15 protein-coding genes are annotated in these 19779 nt (G+C 71.7%); 6 read left to right on the plus strand and 9 right to left on the minus strand.

The window, feature by feature from the left end; translation table 11 throughout:
• Positions 1–180: 180 nt before the first annotated feature.
• From ABZ497_RS03730 to ABZ497_RS03760, 7 genes are all read right to left on the minus strand, one after another.
• The gene (locus ABZ497_RS03730) at positions 181–1701 is read right to left on the minus strand and encodes a PAS domain-containing sensor histidine kinase (RefSeq protein ID WP_329489553.1); all 1521 of its coding nucleotides are present in this window, start codon (positions 1699–1701) and stop codon (positions 181–183) included.
• Between the two features lie 431 nt (positions 1702–2132).
• A complete protein-coding gene (locus ABZ497_RS03735; protein ID WP_359803214.1) occupies positions 2133–3191 on the minus strand; it encodes an SIS domain-containing protein in 1059 nt (352 codons plus the stop codon).
• A gap of 209 nt (positions 3192–3400) precedes the next feature.
• Positions 3401–4717, minus strand: a complete 1317-nt coding sequence (locus tag ABZ497_RS03740; RefSeq protein ID WP_329489551.1) for an extracellular solute-binding protein — start codon at positions 4715–4717, stop codon at positions 3401–3403.
• A 418-nt stretch (positions 4718–5135) separates the two neighbouring features.
• Positions 5136–6689: a glycoside hydrolase family 3 protein gene (locus ABZ497_RS03745; RefSeq protein ID WP_329489550.1), complete on the minus strand. Its 1554-nt coding sequence runs from the start codon at positions 6687–6689 to the stop codon at positions 5136–5138.
• A 6-nt stretch (positions 6690–6695) separates the two neighbouring features.
• On the minus strand, positions 6696–7523 hold the full coding sequence (locus ABZ497_RS03750) for a carbohydrate ABC transporter permease (RefSeq protein ID WP_329489549.1): 828 nt from the start codon (positions 7521–7523) through the stop codon (positions 6696–6698).
• Positions 7520–8545, minus strand: coding sequence for a sugar ABC transporter permease (locus ABZ497_RS03755; protein WP_329489548.1), 1026 nt, complete (start codon positions 8543–8545; stop codon positions 7520–7522). The genes ABZ497_RS03750 and ABZ497_RS03755 overlap by 4 nt, the downstream gene beginning before the upstream one ends.
• 88 nt (positions 8546–8633) lie before the next feature.
• Positions 8634–9917 (minus strand): extracellular solute-binding protein, encoded by a 1284-nt coding sequence (locus ABZ497_RS03760; protein ID WP_329489547.1) that lies wholly within the window; start codon positions 9915–9917, stop codon positions 8634–8636.
• Positions 9918–10253: 336 nt separating this feature from the next.
• On the opposite strand from ABZ497_RS03760, the gene ABZ497_RS03765 reads away from it, so the two are divergent.
• From ABZ497_RS03765 to ABZ497_RS03780, 4 genes are all read left to right on the plus strand, one after another.
• Positions 10254–11045, plus strand: coding sequence for a GntR family transcriptional regulator (locus ABZ497_RS03765; RefSeq protein WP_359803217.1), 792 nt, complete (start codon positions 10254–10256; stop codon positions 11043–11045).
• Positions 11046–11384: 339 nt separating this feature from the next.
• Entirely contained in the window at positions 11385–11642 is a 258-nt protein-coding gene (locus tag ABZ497_RS03770) for a DUF3311 domain-containing protein (RefSeq protein WP_329489545.1), read from the plus strand.
• A complete protein-coding gene (mctP, locus tag ABZ497_RS03775; protein WP_352293106.1) occupies positions 11639–13252 on the plus strand; it encodes a monocarboxylate uptake permease MctP in 1614 nt (537 codons plus the stop codon). Before ABZ497_RS03770 ends, mctP begins: the two co-directional genes overlap by 4 nt.
• 154 nt (positions 13253–13406) lie before the next feature.
• Positions 13407–14228 (plus strand): histidine phosphatase family protein, encoded by an 822-nt coding sequence (locus ABZ497_RS03780; protein ID WP_329489543.1) that lies wholly within the window; start codon positions 13407–13409, stop codon positions 14226–14228.
• Positions 14229–14274: 46 nt separating this feature from the next.
• Here ABZ497_RS03780 and ABZ497_RS03785 read toward each other — a convergent pair whose 3' ends face one another.
• Entirely contained in the window at positions 14275–15231 is a 957-nt protein-coding gene (locus ABZ497_RS03785) for a helix-turn-helix domain-containing protein (RefSeq protein ID WP_329489542.1), read from the minus strand.
• A gap of 442 nt (positions 15232–15673) precedes the next feature.
• Between ABZ497_RS03785 and ABZ497_RS03790 the strand changes: the two genes are divergently transcribed.
• Positions 15674–16168, plus strand: a complete 495-nt coding sequence (locus ABZ497_RS03790; RefSeq protein ID WP_359803220.1) for an N-acetyltransferase — start codon at positions 15674–15676, stop codon at positions 16166–16168.
• A gap of 181 nt (positions 16169–16349) precedes the next feature.
• Positions 16350–18596: an acyltransferase family protein gene (locus ABZ497_RS03795; RefSeq protein WP_359803222.1), complete on the plus strand. Its 2247-nt coding sequence runs from the start codon at positions 16350–16352 to the stop codon at positions 18594–18596.
• Here ABZ497_RS03795 and ABZ497_RS03800 read toward each other — a convergent pair.
• On the minus strand, positions 18566–19765 hold the full coding sequence (locus ABZ497_RS03800; RefSeq protein WP_359803224.1) for a hypothetical protein: 1200 nt from the start codon (positions 19763–19765) through the stop codon (positions 18566–18568). The genes ABZ497_RS03795 and ABZ497_RS03800 overlap by 31 nt on opposite strands.
• Between the last annotated feature and the right edge of the window lie 14 nt (positions 19766–19779).

A 19779-nucleotide genomic window follows, 5' to 3' on the forward strand; every position in this document is an offset into this window, starting at 1 on the left:
GGCCTCGTTTCTGTTTCCGCGTCCGGTCACGCGCGGCGGCCACCCGCCGTTCGGGGCGCTTCCCGATGGCCACCTGCGGTGGTGCGGAGGTGCGCACCCGGCGCCCGTTGCGGGTACACGCCCCCGACACACTCCACTGCGCCTCGGGGTGCCGCGCCGTGTCCGTCGAGCCGGGACGGCTCAGGGCACCGGGATCTCCAGGATCACCTTGGTGCCGCCGTTCGGTCCCGCCACCATGTCGAAGGTGCCGCCCAGCTCCCCGGTGGCCAGGGTCCGGACGATCTGCAGCCCGAGGTTGCCCGCCTGCTGCGGGTCGAAGCCCTCCGGCATGCCCCGGCCGTCGTCCTGCACGGTGATCAGCAGGTACTCCTCCGGCCGGGCGCCGCCGTTCCAGCTGTCCGACCAGCCCATGCCGGTGGCCGGGGCCCGCCCGCGCAACGCGCTGACCTCCAGGTTCCCGGAGGCGGACGGCCCGAAGGCGTGCTCCAGCGCGTTCTGCAGCAGCTCGGTGAGCACCATCGCCAGCGGGGTGGCCACCTCGGCGGAGAGGATGCCGAAGCTGCCGCTGCGCCGGGTCGCCACCCGGCCGTCCTGGGACAGCTCCATCACCATGGCCAGCACCCGGTCGGCGATCTCGTCGAAGGCGACCTGCTCGTCCAGCGCCTGGGAGAGCGTCTCGTGCACGATCGCGATCGACCCGACCCGGCGGACCGCCTCGTCCAGCGCGGCCCGGCCGGCGTCCGAGTCCATCCGGCGGGACTGCAGCCGCAGCAGGGCCGCCACCGTCTGCAGGTTGTTCTTCACCCGGTGGTGGATCTCCCGGATGGTGGCGTCCTTGGTCATCAGCTCGCGGTCGCGCCGCCGCAGCTCGGTGACGTCGCGGCAGAGCACCAGGGAGCCGGTCAGGGTGCCCTTGGGCTTCAGCGGGATCGCCCGCAGGGTCACCACCCCGCCCTGCACCTCGACCTCGGTCTGGCGCGGCGCCCAGCCGCTCGCCAGCTTCACCAGTGCCTCGTGCACCGCCGACCGCGAGGGCGGGACCAGCTCGGCGGTGGCCCGGCCGAGGTGGCTGCCGACCAGGTCGGTGGTGAGCCCGAGGCGGTGGTAGGCGGAGAGCGCGTTGGGGCTGGCGTAGGTGACGATGCCGTCGGCGTCGAGCCGGATCAGGCCGTCGCCGACCCGGGGGGCGGCGTCCATGTCGGTCTGCTCGACACCGTGGTACGGGAACGTCCCGGCGGCGATCATCTGGGCCAGGTCGGAGGCGCTCTGCAGGTACGTGAGTTCGAGCCGGCTGGGGGTGCGGACGGTCAGCAGGTTGGTGTTGCGGGCGATCACGCCGAGCACCTTGCCCTCGCGCCGCACCGGGATCGACTCGACCCGGACGGGCACCTCCTCGCGCCACTCCGGGTCGCCCTCGCGCACGATCCGCCCCTCGTCGAAGGCGGCGTCGAGCAGGGGCCGGCGGCCGCGCGGGACGAGGTGGCCGACCATGTCGTCCTGGTAGGAGGTGGGCCCGGTGTTGGGCCGCATCTGGGCCACCGAGACGTACCGGATGCCGTCCCAGGTGGGGATCCACAGGACCAGGTCGGCGAAGGAGAGGTCGGAGAGCAGCTGCCACTCCGAGACCAGCATGTGGAGCCAGTCCACGTCGGCACCGGTCAGGGTGGTGTGGCGGCGGACGAGTTCGTTCAGCGAGGGCACATGGCGAGCGTAGCTCCAGGTCCCGGGCGCGGACGTGGCGCACCCGCCCGCGCGCGGGTCGCCGCAGGTTGTCCAGACCAATTTTCGGGGTCCCCTGGACAACCCAGATTGGTCTAGTCCACAATGAAAGAGCACCAAGGAGAGGCCGCCGCGCAACTGCCCTGACCGCGCGACGCCGCTCCTCGGTCGGATACCGCCGAGCGAGGACCCCGCACAGTTCTCGGTCGTCCCGGTACCCGACGACAGCTCCGGGCTGCGGTGCCGCATGGGTTGAGGGTCCCGTGTCGGCGCCGTGGCCCGTAGTGCTTCCCGCCCCCGGCCGGGGGCGCTCCCCGCCCCGGCGGGACACCCGCGGACCGCTCCGGCCGCTCAAACGCCGCACCCCCGTCCACGGCCCGTGGACGGGGGTGCGGCGTTCGTGGCGCCCGCGCTCAGTGCGTCTCGGTGACCTTGGCCAGGGCGCGCGGGGCGTCCGGGTCCTGGCCGCGGGCGATGGTGACCTCGTAGGCCAGCAGCTGCAGCGGCAGGATCTCCAGGATCGTCTGGACCTCCTCGGGTACGCCGGCCGGCAGCACGAAGCCCGCCGAGGCGGCGTCCACCTGCTGCCGCTGGCCGATGACCACCAGGTCCGCGCCGCGGCCGCGCAGGCGGTCCAGGACCGGCTGCAGGGCCTCCCCGCCCTTGCCCTCCGGGACGATCGCGATGACCGGGGAGACGTTGTCGACCATGGCCAGCGGGCCGTGCAGCAGATCGGCGCCGGAGAACGGGGAGGCCGGGATGTAGGTGGTCTCCATGAGCTTCAGCGCCGCCTCGCGGGCGGTCGGGTAGCCGTAGCCGCGCGAGGTGATGACCAGGCGCTGGGCGAAGCGGTAGCGCTCGGCCAGGGCCTTCACCTCGGGCTGCCGGGCCAGGATGCCGGCGGCCAGCTCCGGCAGCTCGCGGGCGGCCGTGCCGTCGCCGCCGCGCAGGCCCTCGACCAGCAGGTAGAGCGAGAGCAGCTCGGCGGTGTAGGTCTTGGTGGCGGGCAGCGCCTTCTCCGGGCCGGCCAGCACGTCGATGTGGAACTCGGAGACCTCGGCGAGCGGCGAGGAGGCGTTGTTGGTGACCGCCAGCGTGATCGCACCGGCCTCGCGGGCCGCCTTGGTGGAGGCGACGAGGTCCGGCGAGCCGCCGGACTGGCTGACGGTGACGACCAGCACGTCCGTGAGGTCCGGTTTGGCGCCGTACGCGGTGGTGGTGGACATCGAGGTCAGACCGGCCGGCTTGCCGAGCAGGATCTCGACCAGGTACTTGGCGTAGAGCGCCGCGTTGTCGGACGTGCCGCGCGCGGTGAGCAGGACGAAGCGAGGGTTGCGGGCGGCGATCCGGGCCGCGATGTCGAAGATCTTCGGGGCGCCCTCGTCGAGGATGCGCCGCAGGACGGCCGGCTGCTCGGCCATCTCCGCCGCCATGATCCGGCCGGGGACGGGAGCAGTCTGCGGGTCGGACATCAGGATGTGCCTCCGATGAGATGGTTCGACCCCGCCCGGACGGGGATGCCCGGCGAGGACCTCTACGGCGGCGAGTCCGCACACTCGCTGCGGTGGTTCCGTGATTCCTGCGGCAATCGTACGGGGAGTCCCCCGCGCGGCACATCCGAGAGCCCCTCCCGGTGGTCCGGAAGGGGCTCTCCCCGGGGCGCCGGCCCCGCCGGCGCGGCTCAGCCCTGCTTGTTGATCAGCTGGTCGATCGCGGCGTCCGCCTCCTTGGCGGCCTGGTCCACCGGCTTGTTGCCCTTGAGGATCGCGGTGAGCATGTCGGGCAGGATCTTCTGCTTCTCGATCGCGCCCCAGCCCGGCGCCAGCGGGGTGAACCAGGCGTCCGGCACCGCGTTGGCCGCGGCGGCGGTCGCCGGCTTGCTCTTCAGCGGGTTCAGCTGGGTGAGGTTGTTCGGCAGGATGTCCTTGTCCGCCAGCGCCTGCTGGGACTTGGTGCTGGTGAACATCCGGACCCAGTCGGTGGCCAGCGCGGCCGACGGCGACTTGGCGGTGACGGCGAGGTCCGAGCCGCCGATGAAGGTCGGCAGCGGCTTGCCGCCCGGGCCGGGCATGGTGGCCAGCTTGACGGCGTCCTTGAGGGTCGGGTCGCCGGTGACCGGCGCGGTCACGCTGGAGGCCTCGTAGCCGTTGCCGTAGAAGGCCCCGGCGTGGCCGCGGGCCATCGCCTCGAACTGGTTCTGCTCGTTGACCGCCAGGTCGCCCTTGTTGTACTTGCGCACTAGGTCGACGAAGTGGTTCAGCCCCTGCTGGGACTTCGGGTCGCTGAGCGTGCCGTGCCAGTTCCCGGCGCTGTCGAAGCGGGCGATGGCGCCGCCGTACGCGGAGACGTAGCTCATCGCGGCGTACCAGTACGGGCCGGGCAGGTAGAGCGCGGAGTAGCCCTTGTCGGCCTTGTTCTTGTCCGCGACCTTGTCCAGGGCCGCCTTGAGGTCGTCCTCGGTCTTGGGGAACTCCGCGCTGCCGGTGGCCGCCTGGAAGGCCGTCGCGTTGTAGATGGCGACCCGGGCGCCCGCGTAGTACGGCACGCACCAGAGCTTGTCCTGGTAGGTGCAGGTGTTGGCGAGCGCCTTGATCCAGGCGTCCGAGTTGTCGAAGCTGGAGCGCTCCACCGGGGCCAGCGCGCCGGCGAGCACGTACTTCATGGTCTCGGTGTTGCCGAGCTCCACCACGTCGGGGGCGTTGCCCTCGGCGAGCGCCTTGTCCAGCTTGCCGACCTTGTCGGCCCACCCCTGGTAGGCGAGCCGCAGGGTGACGTTGGGGTACTTCGCCGCGAACTCGTCGTTCACCCGCTGCACGAGGTCCGGCCAGTTCTTCTGGGCGTCGTCCATCAGCCAGACGGTGACCGTGCCGGTGGCGGACTTCGGGTCCGCCGTGGCGGCCTTGCCGTCCCCCGAGGGCGAGCCGCCCGAGGAACAGGCCGTCAATCCGGCGGCGAGCGCCAGGATCCCGAACGTCGCCATGAGCTGACGCTTCTTCACGCCATCCTCCGAGGGTGCTAGAGCCTGTGCCCGCCGGCAGCGTGATGGCGCGTCCGCCGGGAGGGATCCGGGCGGGGACGGCGAAGTGCTTCAGGAAGGGCCTATACCACATCCGGTGAGGTTGAAGTTCGAACCGGATGGACTGGAGCCTGGCCTAGACCACTGGCGGTGTCAACGCCAAATGGCCTGGCCGACAAGGACGTTGCAGACCTGTTGTAGCCCGTGGCGATCAGTTGCGACGTCATCACCCTAAGTAGAACTTAAGGCTGCCTTAAGGCTGATTTGAGGGAACACCGTCATCTGGGAACGCCGCAGGGCCAACGGCGGGAAAACGGAACGGGCCCGTCATGCGCCATGCGCATGACGGGCCCGCTCGCGGAGGCCTTCCCGGCCCCCGGGGTCACGGTCCGACGGGACCTCAGCCGATCGCTCCCGACTGGCCGGTGAGCACCTCGACGGCCGCCAGCCCGCAGACCCGGGCGGCGCCGTGGGTGGCGATGTGGAGCGCCCCGACCGGCTCGGACTGCGGCAGGCCCATCTCGACCACCGCGGCGTCCGGGCGGGCCGCCACCAGCCGGGACAGCGCGGCGGACATCCAGGCGTAGCGGTGCGCGTCGCGGACCACCAGCACCAGGCGGCGGCCCTCGGCGCCGGCCACCACCTCGGCGACCAGCGCGTCCAGCTGCTCCGGGGCGGCGTCCTTCGGACCGACCTCCCGGGTGCGGGTGCCGGGGAAGCGGTCGGCCAGCATGTCGGCCACGCCCCACGGGGTCACCGCGCCGACGGCGATGTTGGGCTCGTCGGAGAACGAGGCCACGTACGGGCGCTCGGTCACCGGCAGGGCCTCCCGGCCCGGTGCCCGGACCACCCGCAGCGCGCGGCGGGCGGCCCGCAGGCCGACCGCCAGATCGGGCTCCAGCCGCTCGCCCTGGGCCGCGATCCGGCCCCAGCTGCCGAGCGCGCGCACCCGGTCGGCGGCTTCGGCCAGCCGCTCCTCCGGGAGCTTGCCGGCCCGCACGCCCGCCACGATGGCGTCGCGCAGCAGCAGCACGGTGTCCTCGTCGGCCAGCCCGCCGCCGACGCAGATCGCGTCCGCACCGGCCGCCAGGGCCAGGACGGTGCCCTCGCCCATGCCGAAGGTGTCGGCGATGGCGCCCATCTCGATCGCGTCGCTGACGATCAGGCCCTGGTAGCCGAGGCCGCCGTCGGCCGGGGCCGCGCGCAGCAGGTCGCGCAGCACGCGGGGGCTGAGCGTGGCCGGCAGCTTCGGGTCGAGCGCCGGGATCATGATGTGGGCCGTCATCACGGCCTTGGTCCCGGCCGCGATGGCGGCCTGGAACGGGATCAGGTCGCGGGCGCGCAGGGTCGCCAGGTCGACGTCGATCACCGGCAGGCCGTGGTGCGAGTCGACCGCGGTGTCGCCGTGCCCGGGGAAGTGCTTCGAGCAGGCGGCCACGCCGGCCGACTGCAGGCCCTCGACCCAGGCCGCGGTGTGCCGGGCGCACAGCTCCGGGTCGGCGCCGAAGGAGCGGACGCCGATCACCGGGTTGCGCGGGTTGGAGTTGACGTCCGCGGTGGGCGCCCAGTTGTAGTTGACGCCGGCGGCCGCCAGCGCGCGGCCCAGCTCGCGGGCGACGTCGCGGGTCAGCGCCGGGTCGTCGATCGCGCCGAGGGCGAAGTTGCCCGGCCAGGAGGAGCCGGAGCCGGCCTCCAGGCGGGTGACGTCGCCGCTCTCCTCGTCGATCGCGATCAGGAGGTCGGGGTTCTCCTCGCGCAGCGCCCTGGTGAGCGCCGACAGCTGGTCGAGACCGGTGACGTTGCGGTCGAAGAGCGCGACCGAACCGAGGCCGGCCGCGAGGTGGCGGCGGACCCACTCCGGGGGCTCGGTGCCGACGAAGCCGGGCTGCAGGACGGTCAGCGCGTCACGGTGCAGCTGGTCGCTGGCCGGGAGGGTGGGGACAAGGATGCTCACGTCGCGTCAGCCCTTCACTGCACCGTCGGTCAAGCCACCGACGGCCTTGCGCTGGAGGAATACGAAGAGGATCAGCACCGGGAGGGCGAACAGCGTCGAGGCGGCCATGGTGGCACCCCAGTCGGTGCCGAAGTTGGTCTGGAACGAGGACAGCCAGAGCGGCAGGGTCTGCCCCTCGGTCTTGTTCAGGATCAGGACCAGGGGGAACTCGTTCCACGCGGTGATGAAGCCGAACAGCGAGGTCGACATCAGGCCCGGGGCGAGCAGCGGGAAGATCACCTTCACGAAGGCCTGGGTGCGGGTGCAGCCGTCCACCATCGCCGACTCCTCCAGCTCCTTCGGGACGGCGGCGATGAAGCTGCGCAGCGTCCAGATGGTGAAGGGCAGGACCATCATCATGTAGAAGGCGGTCAGCGGGACCAGGCTGTTCAGCATCTCGCTGTCGCGGGCGATCAGGTAGACCGCGATGGTCATGACCTCCCAGGGCGCCATCTGCGCCGCCATCACGACCAGGACGAAGGCCTTGCGGCCGCGGAACCGCATCCGGGCGATGGCGAAGGACGCCAGGGTCGCGATCACCAGCGAGATCAGCACCGCGACGACCGTCACCGTGAAGCTGTTGGTGACGTACGTCCAGAACTTGGGCGCGTTGACCGCCGTGGTGAAGTGGTCGAACGTCGCGTGGATCGGCAGGAAGACCGGCGTCCGGCTGACGATGTCCTTGTCGTCCTTGAAGGCCGTGATGACCATCCAGTAGACCGGGAAGATGAAGAAGACGAAGAGGACGAGCGCGATCACGTTCGGCCAGGTACGTCCGATGAGCGAGCGCCTCACAGCTCGTCCTCCTGCTTCAGAATGATCCGGAAGTAGTACGCCATCAGCACGCCGAGCATCAGGATGGTGAGCACCGCGATCGCGGCGCCGGTCCCGTAGTGCTGGGCGCCGGAACCCTCCAGGAAGGCGTGGACGGGCAGCGTCCGGGTGAGCGAGTCGGGACCGCCCGCCTTGATCGCGTAGACCTGGGTGAAGGCCTTGAAGACCCAGATGACCTCAAGGAAGGTCGTGGCCAGGAAGAACGGCCGCAGGCTGGGGAAGATCACCGAGGTGAAGATCTTGGCGGGGCCGGCGCCGTCCATCCGGGCCGCCTCGTAGAGCTCCTTCGGGATGGTCGTCAGACCGGCGTACATGTTGAACGCCACGAAGGGGATCGAGCCCCAGACGATCAGCAGGATGATCACGAAGAAGGTGGAGTACTGGCTGCCGGTCCAGTTGTAGGCGGCCATCGAGTGCCAGCCCAGCTGGTCCAGGAACCAGTTCACGACACCGAAGCGGGTGTCGAACAGCCAGGTGTAGACGGTGGTCGCGGCGACCACCGGCATGGCCCAGGCGAGGAGCAGGCCGACCGAGAGCACCAGCCGCATCTTCTTGCCGAGCCGGTTGAGCAGCAGGCCGACCAGCGAACCGCCGACCATGATCAGGACCACGTTGACCAGGGTGAACGCCACCGTCCGGCCGGTGACCGCCCAGAAGTCGGCGTTGGTCAGCTGCTCGGTGTAGTTCTCGAAGCCGTTCCACTCGGTCAGGTGCTGGACGAGCTGGCGCGCGTTCAGGTTCTGGAACGAGACCAGCACGGTCTTCAGCAGGGGCCAGCCCAGCAGGCCCAGGGTCACCACGGTGGCCGGCAGCAGCAGCAGGTACGGGGCGAACCGCGTGCCGAAGCCCGGTCCGCCCGCTGTTCTGGTGCTCTTCTTCGGAGTGCCCTCGGCGCCGCCGGCGACGCTCGTCTCAATAGTGGCCACAGCAGCCTTCCCTGTGTCCGGGGACTGTGTCTGCACCCGCTCCGAATGCACAGCCATCGTTCTCTCTTCCTGGAACCTGACCACGACGGACAGGCGCCGCCCACCGGCCCCCCGCCGGGGGCCGGTGAGCGACGCCGCTCGACTACTACTGCTTGGCGTTCAGACGCTTGGCGATCTCGTCGTCGGCCTTCTTGGCGGCCGCGGCGTAGTCACCGGTCAGGGCGCCGGTCAGGAACTCCTTGATGGGGTTCGGGTTGTTCTCGACGCTCGCCCAGTTCGGCGTGGTCGGGGTGATCCCGCCGGAGGAGGCGGCGACCTTGGCGGCGGCGGCGAAGTCGCCGACCACCTTGTCGTCCAGCGACTTCTTGTTCGGGATGCTGCCGGCACCCGCGACGAGACCCTCGTTCTTGTCGTTGAGGGCGATCTTCAGGAAGTCCTTGGCCATGTCGGTGTTCTTGCTCGCCTGGGCGATGGCGAGGTTCGAGCCGCCGAGGAACACGCCGGAGGCCTTGTCGGCGGTCTTGCCCGGGAGCGGGAAGTAGCCGATCTTCTCCTTCGGCATCTCCTTCTCGGTCGGGATCTCCCAGCCGAGGCCGATGATCGAGCCGATGTCGCCCTTGGCGAAGACGTCCTTCTGCTGCGGCTTGGCCTCGTCACCGTCCTTGGCGGCGGTGGCCGAGTAGCTCTGCAGCTTCTTGTAGGTGTCGAAGGCCTTCTGCGCCTCGGGGGTCGACAGACCGCCGGCCCACTTGTCGCCGTCCTTCTTCGCCAGCTTGCCGCCCTCGCTGGTGAGCAGACCGAAGTAGGTGTACCACTCCTGGCCCGGCATGTAGATCGGGTCGGTGACGCCGGGGACGGCCTTGACCTTCTCCAGGTCGGCGTAGAACTCGTCCAGGGTCTTCGGCGGCGTGGTGATGTTCGCCTTGCCCCAGATCTCCTTGTTGTAGGCGACCACGCGGTTGGTCACGAACCACGGGGCGGCGTACTGCTTGCCGTCCAGGATCGCGGACTCGCTCTGGTTGTCGTTCCAGTCGGCACCGCCCAGGGCGGCCTTGTCCTTGGTGATGTCGAGGAGACCACCGGTGGCCGCGTAGCCCGCGGTCTGGGTGTTGCCGACCTCGAGGACGTCGACCGAGCCCTCGGACAGCGCGGCGGTGACCTTGGGGCCGATGCCGGTCCACTCCTGGATCTGGTACTCGACCTTGGAGCCCGGGTAGGTGGACTCGAACTCGGTCTTGACCGCGTCGTCCCAGCCCTTGGGGGCCGAGCCGGACATCAGCCACACCTTGAGCGTCTTGCCGCTGTAGTTCTTGGCGGCGGACGAGGACGAGCCGGCCTTGTCGCCGTCGCTCTTGGCGTCCGAACCACAAGCCGCCAGGCCGACGACCATTGCTGCGACGCCGACCGCCGCGATGAGCTGACGCTTCACGCCATCCTCCTGAGGGATGCCTGAGTGACCCCCGTCGGGTGGCAGCGGCAGACCCACATAAAGCGGGAGGAAAGGTGCCGCGGACCCCATCGAACGGGTGGGGGGATTCATAGTTACCGATCTAGTGGTGTAGACCAGATGCCTGGAGCTTGGCCTAGACCAATGGGCCTGTCAACGGCTCTTAGACCGATCCGGACCACCCGTTATCAAGCCGACACCGCACATCGTTCATCGCGTGATGAGGTATTCGTTCCGTAGCCATACATGCAACGATGTGAGTTGTTAACGATGCGGCGGGGCGCCCAAAGACCCCGCGAGAAGCGGGAGACAGGTCCGATGAGCAGCGACGGGGGCAGCACGGCCCAGGTCAACGACCCCCAGGTGAAGAACCTCCCCGCGCAGACCGGCGCGGACGCCACCGCGCGGGTGCCCAAGTACTACGGCCTCAAGCGGCATCTGCTGCAGCTCACCGAGACCCAGCCGGCCGGTACCCCGGTACCGCCCGAACGGGCACTCGCCGCCCAGTTCGACACCTCGCGCACCACCGTCCGCCAGGCCCTCCAGGAGCTGGTGGTCGAGGGGCGGCTGGAGCGCATCCAGGGCAAGGGCACCTTCGTCGCCAAGCCCAAGGTCGCCCAGGCGCTCCAGCTCACCTCCTACACCGAGGACATGCGCGCCCAGGGCCTGGAGCCCACCTCCCGGCTGATCGAGATCGGCTACATCACCGCCGACGACCGGCTGGCCCCGCTGCTGGACATCAAGCCCGGCGGGCGGGTGCTGCGGATCGAGCGCCTGCGGCTGGCCAACGGCGACCCGATGGCCATCGAGGTCGCCCACCTCTCCGCGAAGCGCTTCCCGGCCCTGCGCCGCAACCTGGCCAAGCACAACTCGCTGTACACCGCCCTGCGCGAGGTGTACGGCGTCACGGTGGCCGAGGCCGAGGAGACCATCGAGACCACCCTGGCCACCCCGCGCGAGGCCGGGCTGCTCGGCTCCGACCTCGGGCTGCCGATGCTCCAGCTCGCCCGGCACTCCTTCGACGCGGACGGCGCCCCGGTCGAGTGGGTGCGGTCCATCTACCGCGGCGACCGGTACAAGTTCATCACCCGGCTCAAGCGCCCCGAGTAGGCTTCCGGCCGCTCCCCCACCGCTCTCCCGGCACCGGCGTACGCACGGCGTACGCCGGTGCCTTCGTGTACGGGCCCGGCGCGCGGCGGCCCGCCCCGGCGCGCGGCGGCCCGCCCCGGCGCGCGGAGCGTCCGGAATGCGGGAAGTTCTGTCGTTCCCGGTGACACAGATCACGCCATGCTCTAGATTTCGCAGCCGTATTGACTGTCGATCACCAGTGGTGCTGCTCGGCGGGTTCCGGGGGGCTGTGCGGTGCTCCGGGGCTGCGGCGCCGTCGGGGTGAGCCCTCTGGAGCGGAGCCGAACCATGTCGTCAGATCCTGCTGCCACCGAACCTGTCATGCCCGAGCCACCGGGCCCGGCGGCCGTGCCGGCGGTGACCCCGGAACGGGTCCTGGCCGGGCTCGCCCTGCTCGTGCCGATCGTCGCGATGCTCTGGGTGTCCTCGTACGACAAGACCGACCCCGAGGCGGGCGGGGTGCCCTTCTTCTACTGGTACCAGCTGCTCTGGGTGCCGGTCTCGGCCGTCTTCACGGTGGCCGCGTACCTGCTGATCAACCGGGACGAGAAGGCCCGCAAGGCGGGTGGCGCGCGATGACCGGCGTCAACGTACCGGCCCTGACCGTCTTCGTCCTCTTCTTCGTGCTGGTCACCGTGATGGGCTTCATGGCCTCGCGCTGGCGCCGGGCCGACGACGCCCTGCACCTGGACGAGTGGGGCCTGGGCGGCCGCAGCTTCGGGACCTGGGTGACGTGGTTCCTGCTCGGCGGCGACCTCTACACCGCCTACACCTTCGTCGCCGTCCCGGCGGCGGTCTACGCGACCGGCGCGGCCGGCTTCTTCGCGGTGCCGTACACGATCATCGCGTACCCGCTGGTCTTCCTCTTCCTGCCCCGGCTCTGGTCGGTCTCCCGGGTGCACGGCTACGTCACCCCGGCCGACTTCGTGCGCGGGCGGTACGGGTCCAAGCCGCTCGCCCTGGTCGTGGCGCTGACCGGCATCCTGGCCACGATGCCCTACATCGCGCTCCAGCTGGTCGGCATCCAGGCGGTGCTGGACGTGCTGGGCGTCGGCGGCGGGGAGAACGCCAACTGGTTCGTCAAGGACCTGCCGCTCTTCATCGCCTTCGGCGTGCTGGCCGCCTACACCTACTCCTCCGGGCTGCGGGCGCCGGCGCTGATCGCCTTCGTCAAGGACGCCCTGATCTACATCGTGATCATCGTCGCGGTGATCTACATCCCGCTGCGGCTCGGCGGCTACGGGCACATCTTCGACGCCGTCGGCGAGAAGTTCAGCGCTCCCAAGTCGGCCGGCTCGCTCACCGTGCCCGAGAACAAGCAGTGGACGTACGCCACGCTGGCGATCGGCTCCGCGATGGCGCTCTTCATGTACCCGCACTCGGTGACCGGCGTGCTGGCCTCGAAGTCCCGCAACACCGTCCGCCGCAACATGGCGATCATGCCCGCCTACTCGCTGATGCTGGGCCTGCTGGCGCTGCTCGGCTTCATGGCGATCGCGGCCGGCATCGGCAAGGGCGACAAGAAGTTCAACGCCCAGCTCTCGGTGCCGCAGCTGTTCGAGAACATGTTCCCGGACTGGTTCACCGGCGTGGCCTTCGCGGCGATCGGGATCGGCGCGCTGGTGCCGGCCGCCATCATGTCGATCGCGGCGGCCAACCTCTTCACCCGCAACGTCTACAAGGAGTTCCTGAAGCCGGCCGCCACCCCCGCCGACGAGACCAGGGTCGCCAAGCTGGCCTCGCTGCTGGTCAAGGTCGGCGCGCTGGTCTTCGTGCTCAGCATGGACAAGCAGGCGGCGATCAACCTGCAGCTGCTCGGCGGGCTGTGGATCCTGCAGACCTTCGTCTCGATCGTCGGCGGCCTGTTCACCCGGTGGTTCCACCACTGGGCGCTGTTCGCCGGCTGGGCGGTCGGCATGATCTACGGCACCTGGGAGGCGTACGACATCGCCAGCCCCGCCACCAAGCACTTCGGCGGGAACGCCGCCGAGATCCCCGGCATCGGCGAGCTCGGCTACATCGGCCTCACCGCCTTCGTGCTCAACCTGGTCGTCTCGGTGGTGCTCACCCTGGTGCTCCGGGCGGTCAAGGCGCCGGACGGGCCGGACGAGACCCGGCCGGGCGACTACAGCGCCGAATCCGGCGACGAAGAGCTGAAGAACGCGCCGGAGCCCGTGGCGGCGCACTGATTCGCTCCGCGCGCGCCCTGTGACCGCGCCGCCTCCTCCGTGAACACTGGAGGAGGCGGCGCGATCATATGTATGAACGGCCGCACATGCAGGGCACCACCAGACCGGACCGGCATCCGGCCGGCACCCGATCGACCCACGGGGAGCAGCGGCGATGGCAGAGCTCGGCACCACACTCAACGGTCAGCACCAGTCCACCCACCGGCCCGGCCCGCAGGTCACCGCGGCGCCCTACCCGGCGGCGCCCGCCCCGCACACCGCGCCGGTGACGGCCCCCGGCCCGCTGCCGTCCGTGCTGATCGCCACCCGGCACGGCGAGTCCACCGCCAACGTCGAGTTCCAGCTCGCCGAGGCGGCCGGCGCGCTGAGCGTGCCGATCAGCTGCCGCGACGCGGACATCCCGCTCTCGCTCCAGGGCCGGCAGCAGGCCCAGGCGCTCGGCCGCTGGTGGGCCGGCCTGCCCAGCGCCGACCGCCCGCGCAGCGTCTGGTGCTCCCCCTACGAGCGCACCACCGAGACCGCCCGGATCGCGCTGGCCCAGGCCGCCGGGCTGGGCGCGGTACCGGTCTCGCTCGCCGTCCGCTACGACGAGCGGCTGCGCGACCGGGAGCTGGGCATCCTGGAGATGCTGCCCAAGGCCGCGATCGAGGCCAGGCACCCGGACGAGGCCGCGAGACGCCGCAAGATGGGCGAGCTCTACTACCGCCCGCCCGGCGGGGAGTCCTGGGCGGACGTGGCCCTGCGGGTGCGCAGCGTGCTGCGTGACATCTGCGCGGAGGAGGCCGGGCGACCGGTCCTGCTGGTCGCGCACGACTGTACGGTGCTGATGCTCCGCTACGCGCTGGACCGGCTCACCGAGGCGCAGTTGACGGCCCTGGACACGGTCCGCAACTGCTCCACCAGCCTGTGGCGGGCCGAGGCCGGGCGGCTGCGCCCGGCGCACTGGAACGACACCGGGCACCTGACGCTCGGCTGAGGCCGCGGGCCGACGGCCGACGGCGGCAGGCCCGGGCGGGCCGCCGTCAGCCGGCCGCCGGTTCGGCGAAGCAGCGGCGGTACGCCAGCGGAGTCGTGCCGAGCCGGCGGCCGAAGTGGTGCCGCAGGGTGGCGGCGTTGCCGAAGCCGCAGCGCGCGGCGATCGCGTCGACCGGCTCGGCGGTGCTCTCCAGCAGCCGCTGGGCGAGCAGCAGCCGCTGCCCGGTGAGCCAGCGGTGCGGGGTGGTGCCGGTCTCCTGCTGGAAGCGGCGGGCGAAGGTGCGCGGCGACAGGTGCACCCGGGCCGCCAACTGCTCGACGGTGGACTCCTCGTCCAGGTGGTGGCGCATCCAGTCGAGCAGCGGCGCGAGGGACTCGCCGTCCCCCTCGGGCAGCGGCCGGGCGACGAACTGGGCCTGGCCGCCCTCCCGGTGCGGGGCCACCACCATCCGGCGGGCGATCCCCCGGGCCACCTCGGCGCCCTGGAACCGGCGGACCAGGTGCAGGCAGGCGTCGATGCCCGCCGCCGTGCCGGCCGAGGTGATCACCGGGTCGTCGTCCACGTAAAGCACGTCCGGCTCGACGGTGGTCCGCGGGAACCGGGCGGCCAGCTCCGCGGTGTGCCGCCAGTGCGTGGTCGAGCGGCGGCCGTCCAGCAGCCCCGCGGCGCCGAGCACGAAGGCGCCGCTGCAGATCGAGAGCACCCTGGCACCGCCCTCCACCGCCGCGCGCACGGCGTCCACCAGCGGCTCCGGGTAGTGCGGGCGCACCCCGGTGGCGGTCACCACGACGAGGTCGGCCCCGGCGAGCCGCTCCGGGCCGTACGGGACGTCCACCGAGAAGCCGGCGTGGGTGCGGTGCGGCCCGGGGCGGGCACCGGCGACGGCGAAGTCGTACCGGGGCAGGCCGTCCGCGCTGCGGTCCAGGCCGAAGACCTCGCAGGCCACCCCGAGTTCGAAGGGGTGGAGCTCCTCCAGCACCACCGCGACCACGTTCTTCAGCATGCCGCCCAGGATGCCTCCCCGGGGAGTCCGCGGGGAAGGGCCCGGTGGCAGGATTTCGATGGGATCGGGCATTCCTGCCACTCGTGGCCGGCCTGCCGCGCCGCGAGAGTGGAGCCATGGACTCCGACACGCTCGCAAGTGCACTCGCCCTGGTCGGGACCGTCGGCGGTTTCGGACTGCTCGGCACCCTGATCGGGCGCGACGTGGCCCGCGGCGCCGCCACCGGCCGCGACAACTGGCACCGGCCCGGCGGGTACCCCGTCGACCCGGCGCTGCCCGACCGGCTCTACGGCACCATGCCGGCCGCCTCGCTGCGCCCCGACGCCGACCCGGCCGCCACCACCACCCCCGCCGTCGCCGGCCCCGCGGCGGCCGCTGCCACCGGTCCGCGGGCGGCCGCCCCGGCGCCCGCCGCCGGCCGCGGCTCCGGCACACTGACCGGATGGACATCGTCATCCGCCCGGCCCGCGAAGCGGACCTCGAAGCAGCCGGCCACGTCACCGTCGAGGCCTTCGTCGGCGACGGTTACACCTCGCCCGAGAGCCAGTACGTCGACCTCCTGCGCGACACCGCCCGCCGGTCCCGGGAGGCCGAGCTCCTCGTCGCGGTCGACGCGGCCGAAGGACGGGTGCTCGGCTGCGTGACCTTCGCCGTGGGCGGCACCGAGTGGGCCGACATCGCCACCCCGGACGAGGGCGAGATCCGGATGCTCGCCACCGCGTCGGCCGCCCGCGGCCGGGGCGTCGGCGAGAGCCTGGTGCGGGCCGCCCTGACCCGCAGCCGCGAACTCGGCCTGGCCGGGATGGCCTTCTCCACCCGCCCCGACATGACGGCCGCCCACCGCATCTACGAGCGGATCGGCTTCCGCCGGACCCCGGAACGCGACTGGGCGCCGTACCCGGGGATGGACCTGATGGTCTACAGCATGGCCTTCTGACGGCCCACCGGGGGCGGTCCGGCCGCGGCCGGCCCGCCGGTCAGGGGGCGGCGGAGCGGCGGGCCGGGGACCGGATCGGCCGGCTGCCCCGGTGGCCGACGAACGATCAGGCCGCTCTTTTGATATAAACCTCTGATCGAGACACGTCGTGATAGCCCATCGATCAGAGGAGCAGCACCTCATGTACGACGGGCCCGGCATCGGCGCGCCCTCCGCGGCGAGCGGACCCACCCTGCAGGACATGCGCGAGGCACGCGGGATCCCCGCGCCGCGCGGCAGCCGGTACGCGATCCCCGCGGAGCCGCCCGCCCCCCGGCGGCCGGTGCCGCCGTCGGTGCGCTTCAAGGCGGTGGACGGCCTGCGCGGCCTCGCCATCGCCTCCGTGCTGCTCTACCACACCAACTGGTTCCAGAACGGCCTGTTCGGTGTGGACGCCTTCTTCGTCCTCTCCGGCTTCCTGGTCACCCTGGTCCTGATCCGGGAGCTGGACCGCACCGACGGCATCGCCCTCGGCGTCTTCTACCGCCGCCGGGCCAAGCGGCTGCTGCCCGGCCTGCTGGTCACCGTGCTCCTGGTGGTCCTCCTCTCGGCCCTGCTCAGCCCGCTCAAGGACGTGAAGGAGCTGCGCCCGCAGGCGCTGGCCGCGCTGGCCCAGGTCGCCAACTGGGCGCAGTTGGAGCGCGGTGACGCCTACTGGCAGCACTTCGCCGGCATCGACCCGCTGGCCGCGATGTGGTCGCTCAGCATCACCGAGCAGTTCTACGTGGTCTGGCCGCTGCTGCTGCTGCTGATCTACGCCGTCTGCCGCCGCTCGCTCAAGGCCGCGGGCATCGTGACCGGTGTGCTGTTCGCCGGCGCCGCCGCCGTCGCCCCGCTGATGTGGAACGGCTCCAACAGCGACCGGCTCTACCTGGGCACCGAGTCCCGCGCGGTCGGTTTCGCGGCCGGCGCCGCCGCCGCCTTCGTGGTCTACCTGCGGCTGCGCCGCACGGTCCAGGAGGGTCCGGAGACGGGCTCGCGGGCCCAGCGGCGTTCGCCCGGCCGTCCGGGGGCCGGGAGCACGGTGCTGCCCACCGTGGTCGGCACCCTCGCGCTGGGCGGCCTGGTCTGGGCCAGCCTCAGCGTGGACAACTACCACGAGCCCTGGCTGTACCGGGGCGGGCTGGCCGGCGTCGCGGTGCTCTCGGCCGTCCTCGCCGCCTCGCTCTGCCACGACCGCGGTCCGCTGGTCCGGCTCCTCGCACTGCCCCCGCTGCGGCTCACCGGCACCATCTCCTACAGCCTCTACCTGCTGCACCTGCCGGTCTACTGGCTGCTCCAGCGGTTCGTCGACGACATCTCGCCGGCGCTGCTGCTGGCCATCGGCGCGCCCGTCTCCTGGGTGCTGGCCTGGCTGCTGCACACCGGCACCGAGCGGCTGCGGGTGCTGCGCTGGCGGCCGCTGCCGACCATCCCGCTGCTGGCCGCCGCCGCGCTGACGGCCACCGCCGGCGCCTGGTACCTGCCCGCCTGGGTCGAGCACGACATGCGCGGCGGCCCCGCCGACAAGCCGCTGGTACTCGCCCTCGGCGACTCCTTCTCCGAGGACCTGGCCACCGGCCTGTACCGGCACGGCGACCGCTTCCGGGTGGTCGACGGCGGCATCAGCGGCTGCGGCGTGTTCGGCTCCGAGAAGGTCCGCGGCACCTCCCGGGTGGAGTTCGACACCACGGACGACTGCCGCGACCGCACCGCGCTCTGGGCGAAGAGCCTGGACGGCGTCCAGGCGCAGGCGGTCGTCCTGCACCTCGGCTGGGACGCCGCCGAGCAGTACCTGGACGGCAGCTGGCTCAACCCCTGCGACGAGGACTACCGCACCCGGTACACCGCCCAGCTCACCCAGGCGACGGACCTGGTCCGCGAGCGCGCGCACGGCGCCCGGGTGCTGCTGATGAACGAGCGGGTGCAGAACGGCGCGATCAGCAAGGCCTGGGGCACCTGCTACAACCAGCAGGTCGGCGACTTCGTGAAGGCCTCCGGCGGCGCCGTCCAGCTGCTCGACCTGAACGCCTTCTACTGCCCCGGCGGCAACTGCCTCTGGAAGGACCGGGACGGCCACCTGGTCTCCCCCGCCACCGACGGCGTGCACCTCACGCCGGCCGGCATGCGGCTGGTGACGCCGTGGCTGGAGCAGCAGATCGCGGACGCGCTGGCCGGGGTCCGGCCGCCGGACGCGCCGGCTCCCCAGCCGACGCCGACCGCCCCGGCGACGCCGACCGCCCCGCCGGCCACCGAACAGGCCACCCCGACCGAGCAGCCGTCCCCGAGCCACTCGACGACCCCGTCCCGCAAGCCCACCACCACGCCGTCCCGCAAGCCCACCACCGGCCCGAGCCGGGCGGCGACCCCGCCGGCCGGTCAGCCGGCCGCGCCCTCCGGGACGGCGTAGGTCTGCGCGAAGCAGTCGCGGATCGCCTGCTCGGAGGCGGGGCGCCCGGCGAAGTCCATCCGCGGGGTGTCCTGGTTGGTGGGCAGGGTCGGGTCGATGCCGAAGTAGAGCGACCAGAAGTACAGTCCGGCCAGCTTCCGCTCCTGCGCCACCTGGCAGACCGCGGTGAACCAGGTGGCCTGCACGGGCTCGTTGAGCTCGCGCTTGGTGTAGAAGTCACCGGGCGTCTTGTAGGCGCCCTTCTGGGCCGGGATACCCACCTCGGTCAGCTTGGTGGTCGGCTGCGGGCCCTTGCCTCGCTTGTCCAGCCAGCTGTTCCAGCTGGCCGCCAGGTCGGCCGGGGTGGCGTCGTCCCCGGCCGACTTGGCCGGGAAGTAGGCGTCGACGCCGGTGCGCCCGGTCGGCACCGCGACGGCGCCCTTGGACCAGTTGTCCCAGTTGGCGTCGTAGGCCACCTCGCCGTGGAAGGTCTTCCCGGCCTGCTCGACCAGCGGGGCCCAGTGCGGGTCGGCCTCCAGCGAGTTGAACTCGGTACCGATGGTGAACTCGGTCGCGCCGTGCTCCTCGGCCGCCTTCAGGTAGGGCGCCAGGAAGGCCGAGTAGCTGGCGAACCAGGCGTCCCGGTCGGTGGGGGCGATGTTGCCGCGCCAGCCGTTGTTGGCCGGCTTCAGCGACTCCTCGTCCAGGATCGGCCGGACGGTGGTGCGCAGGCCCGCCCGGTGCGCGGTGTCCAGCAGGATCGCCAGCCGGTCCGGGCTCGGGGTGGTCGGCCGGGCGGCGACCGCGTTGGACTTGCTGCCCACCGTGTAGAACGGGAAGGACACCGAGAGCGCGTTGGCGTTCAGGCCGACCACGTACTTGACGATGCGGTCCGCCTTGCCCTGGACGAAGCTCTCCGGGTCGGCCGGGTCGTCCAGCCAGTACACCTGGACGCCCCACTCCGGGCTGCCCTTCGCCCACGGCCGGGCCACCTTGGGCCCGGTGTCCTCCGGCGGCGCGTCCTTGCCGAAGCCCCAGACCCGGCCCTGCTCGGCCGGCGCGCCGGCCCAGTGCACCTCGGTCGGGCGCTTGTGGTCGAACTTGATCGGGTGGTCGCCCCAGACGATCGGCACGCCCACGGTGAGGCCGAGCACGACGGTCGGCAGGATGAAGATGACGAAGCGTTTCATATCTGGCAGCAGCC

The sequence above is a fragment of the Kitasatospora sp. NPDC005751 genome, from assembly GCF_040630835.1.
GTDB lineage: Bacteria > Actinomycetota > Actinomycetes > Streptomycetales > Streptomycetaceae > Kitasatospora.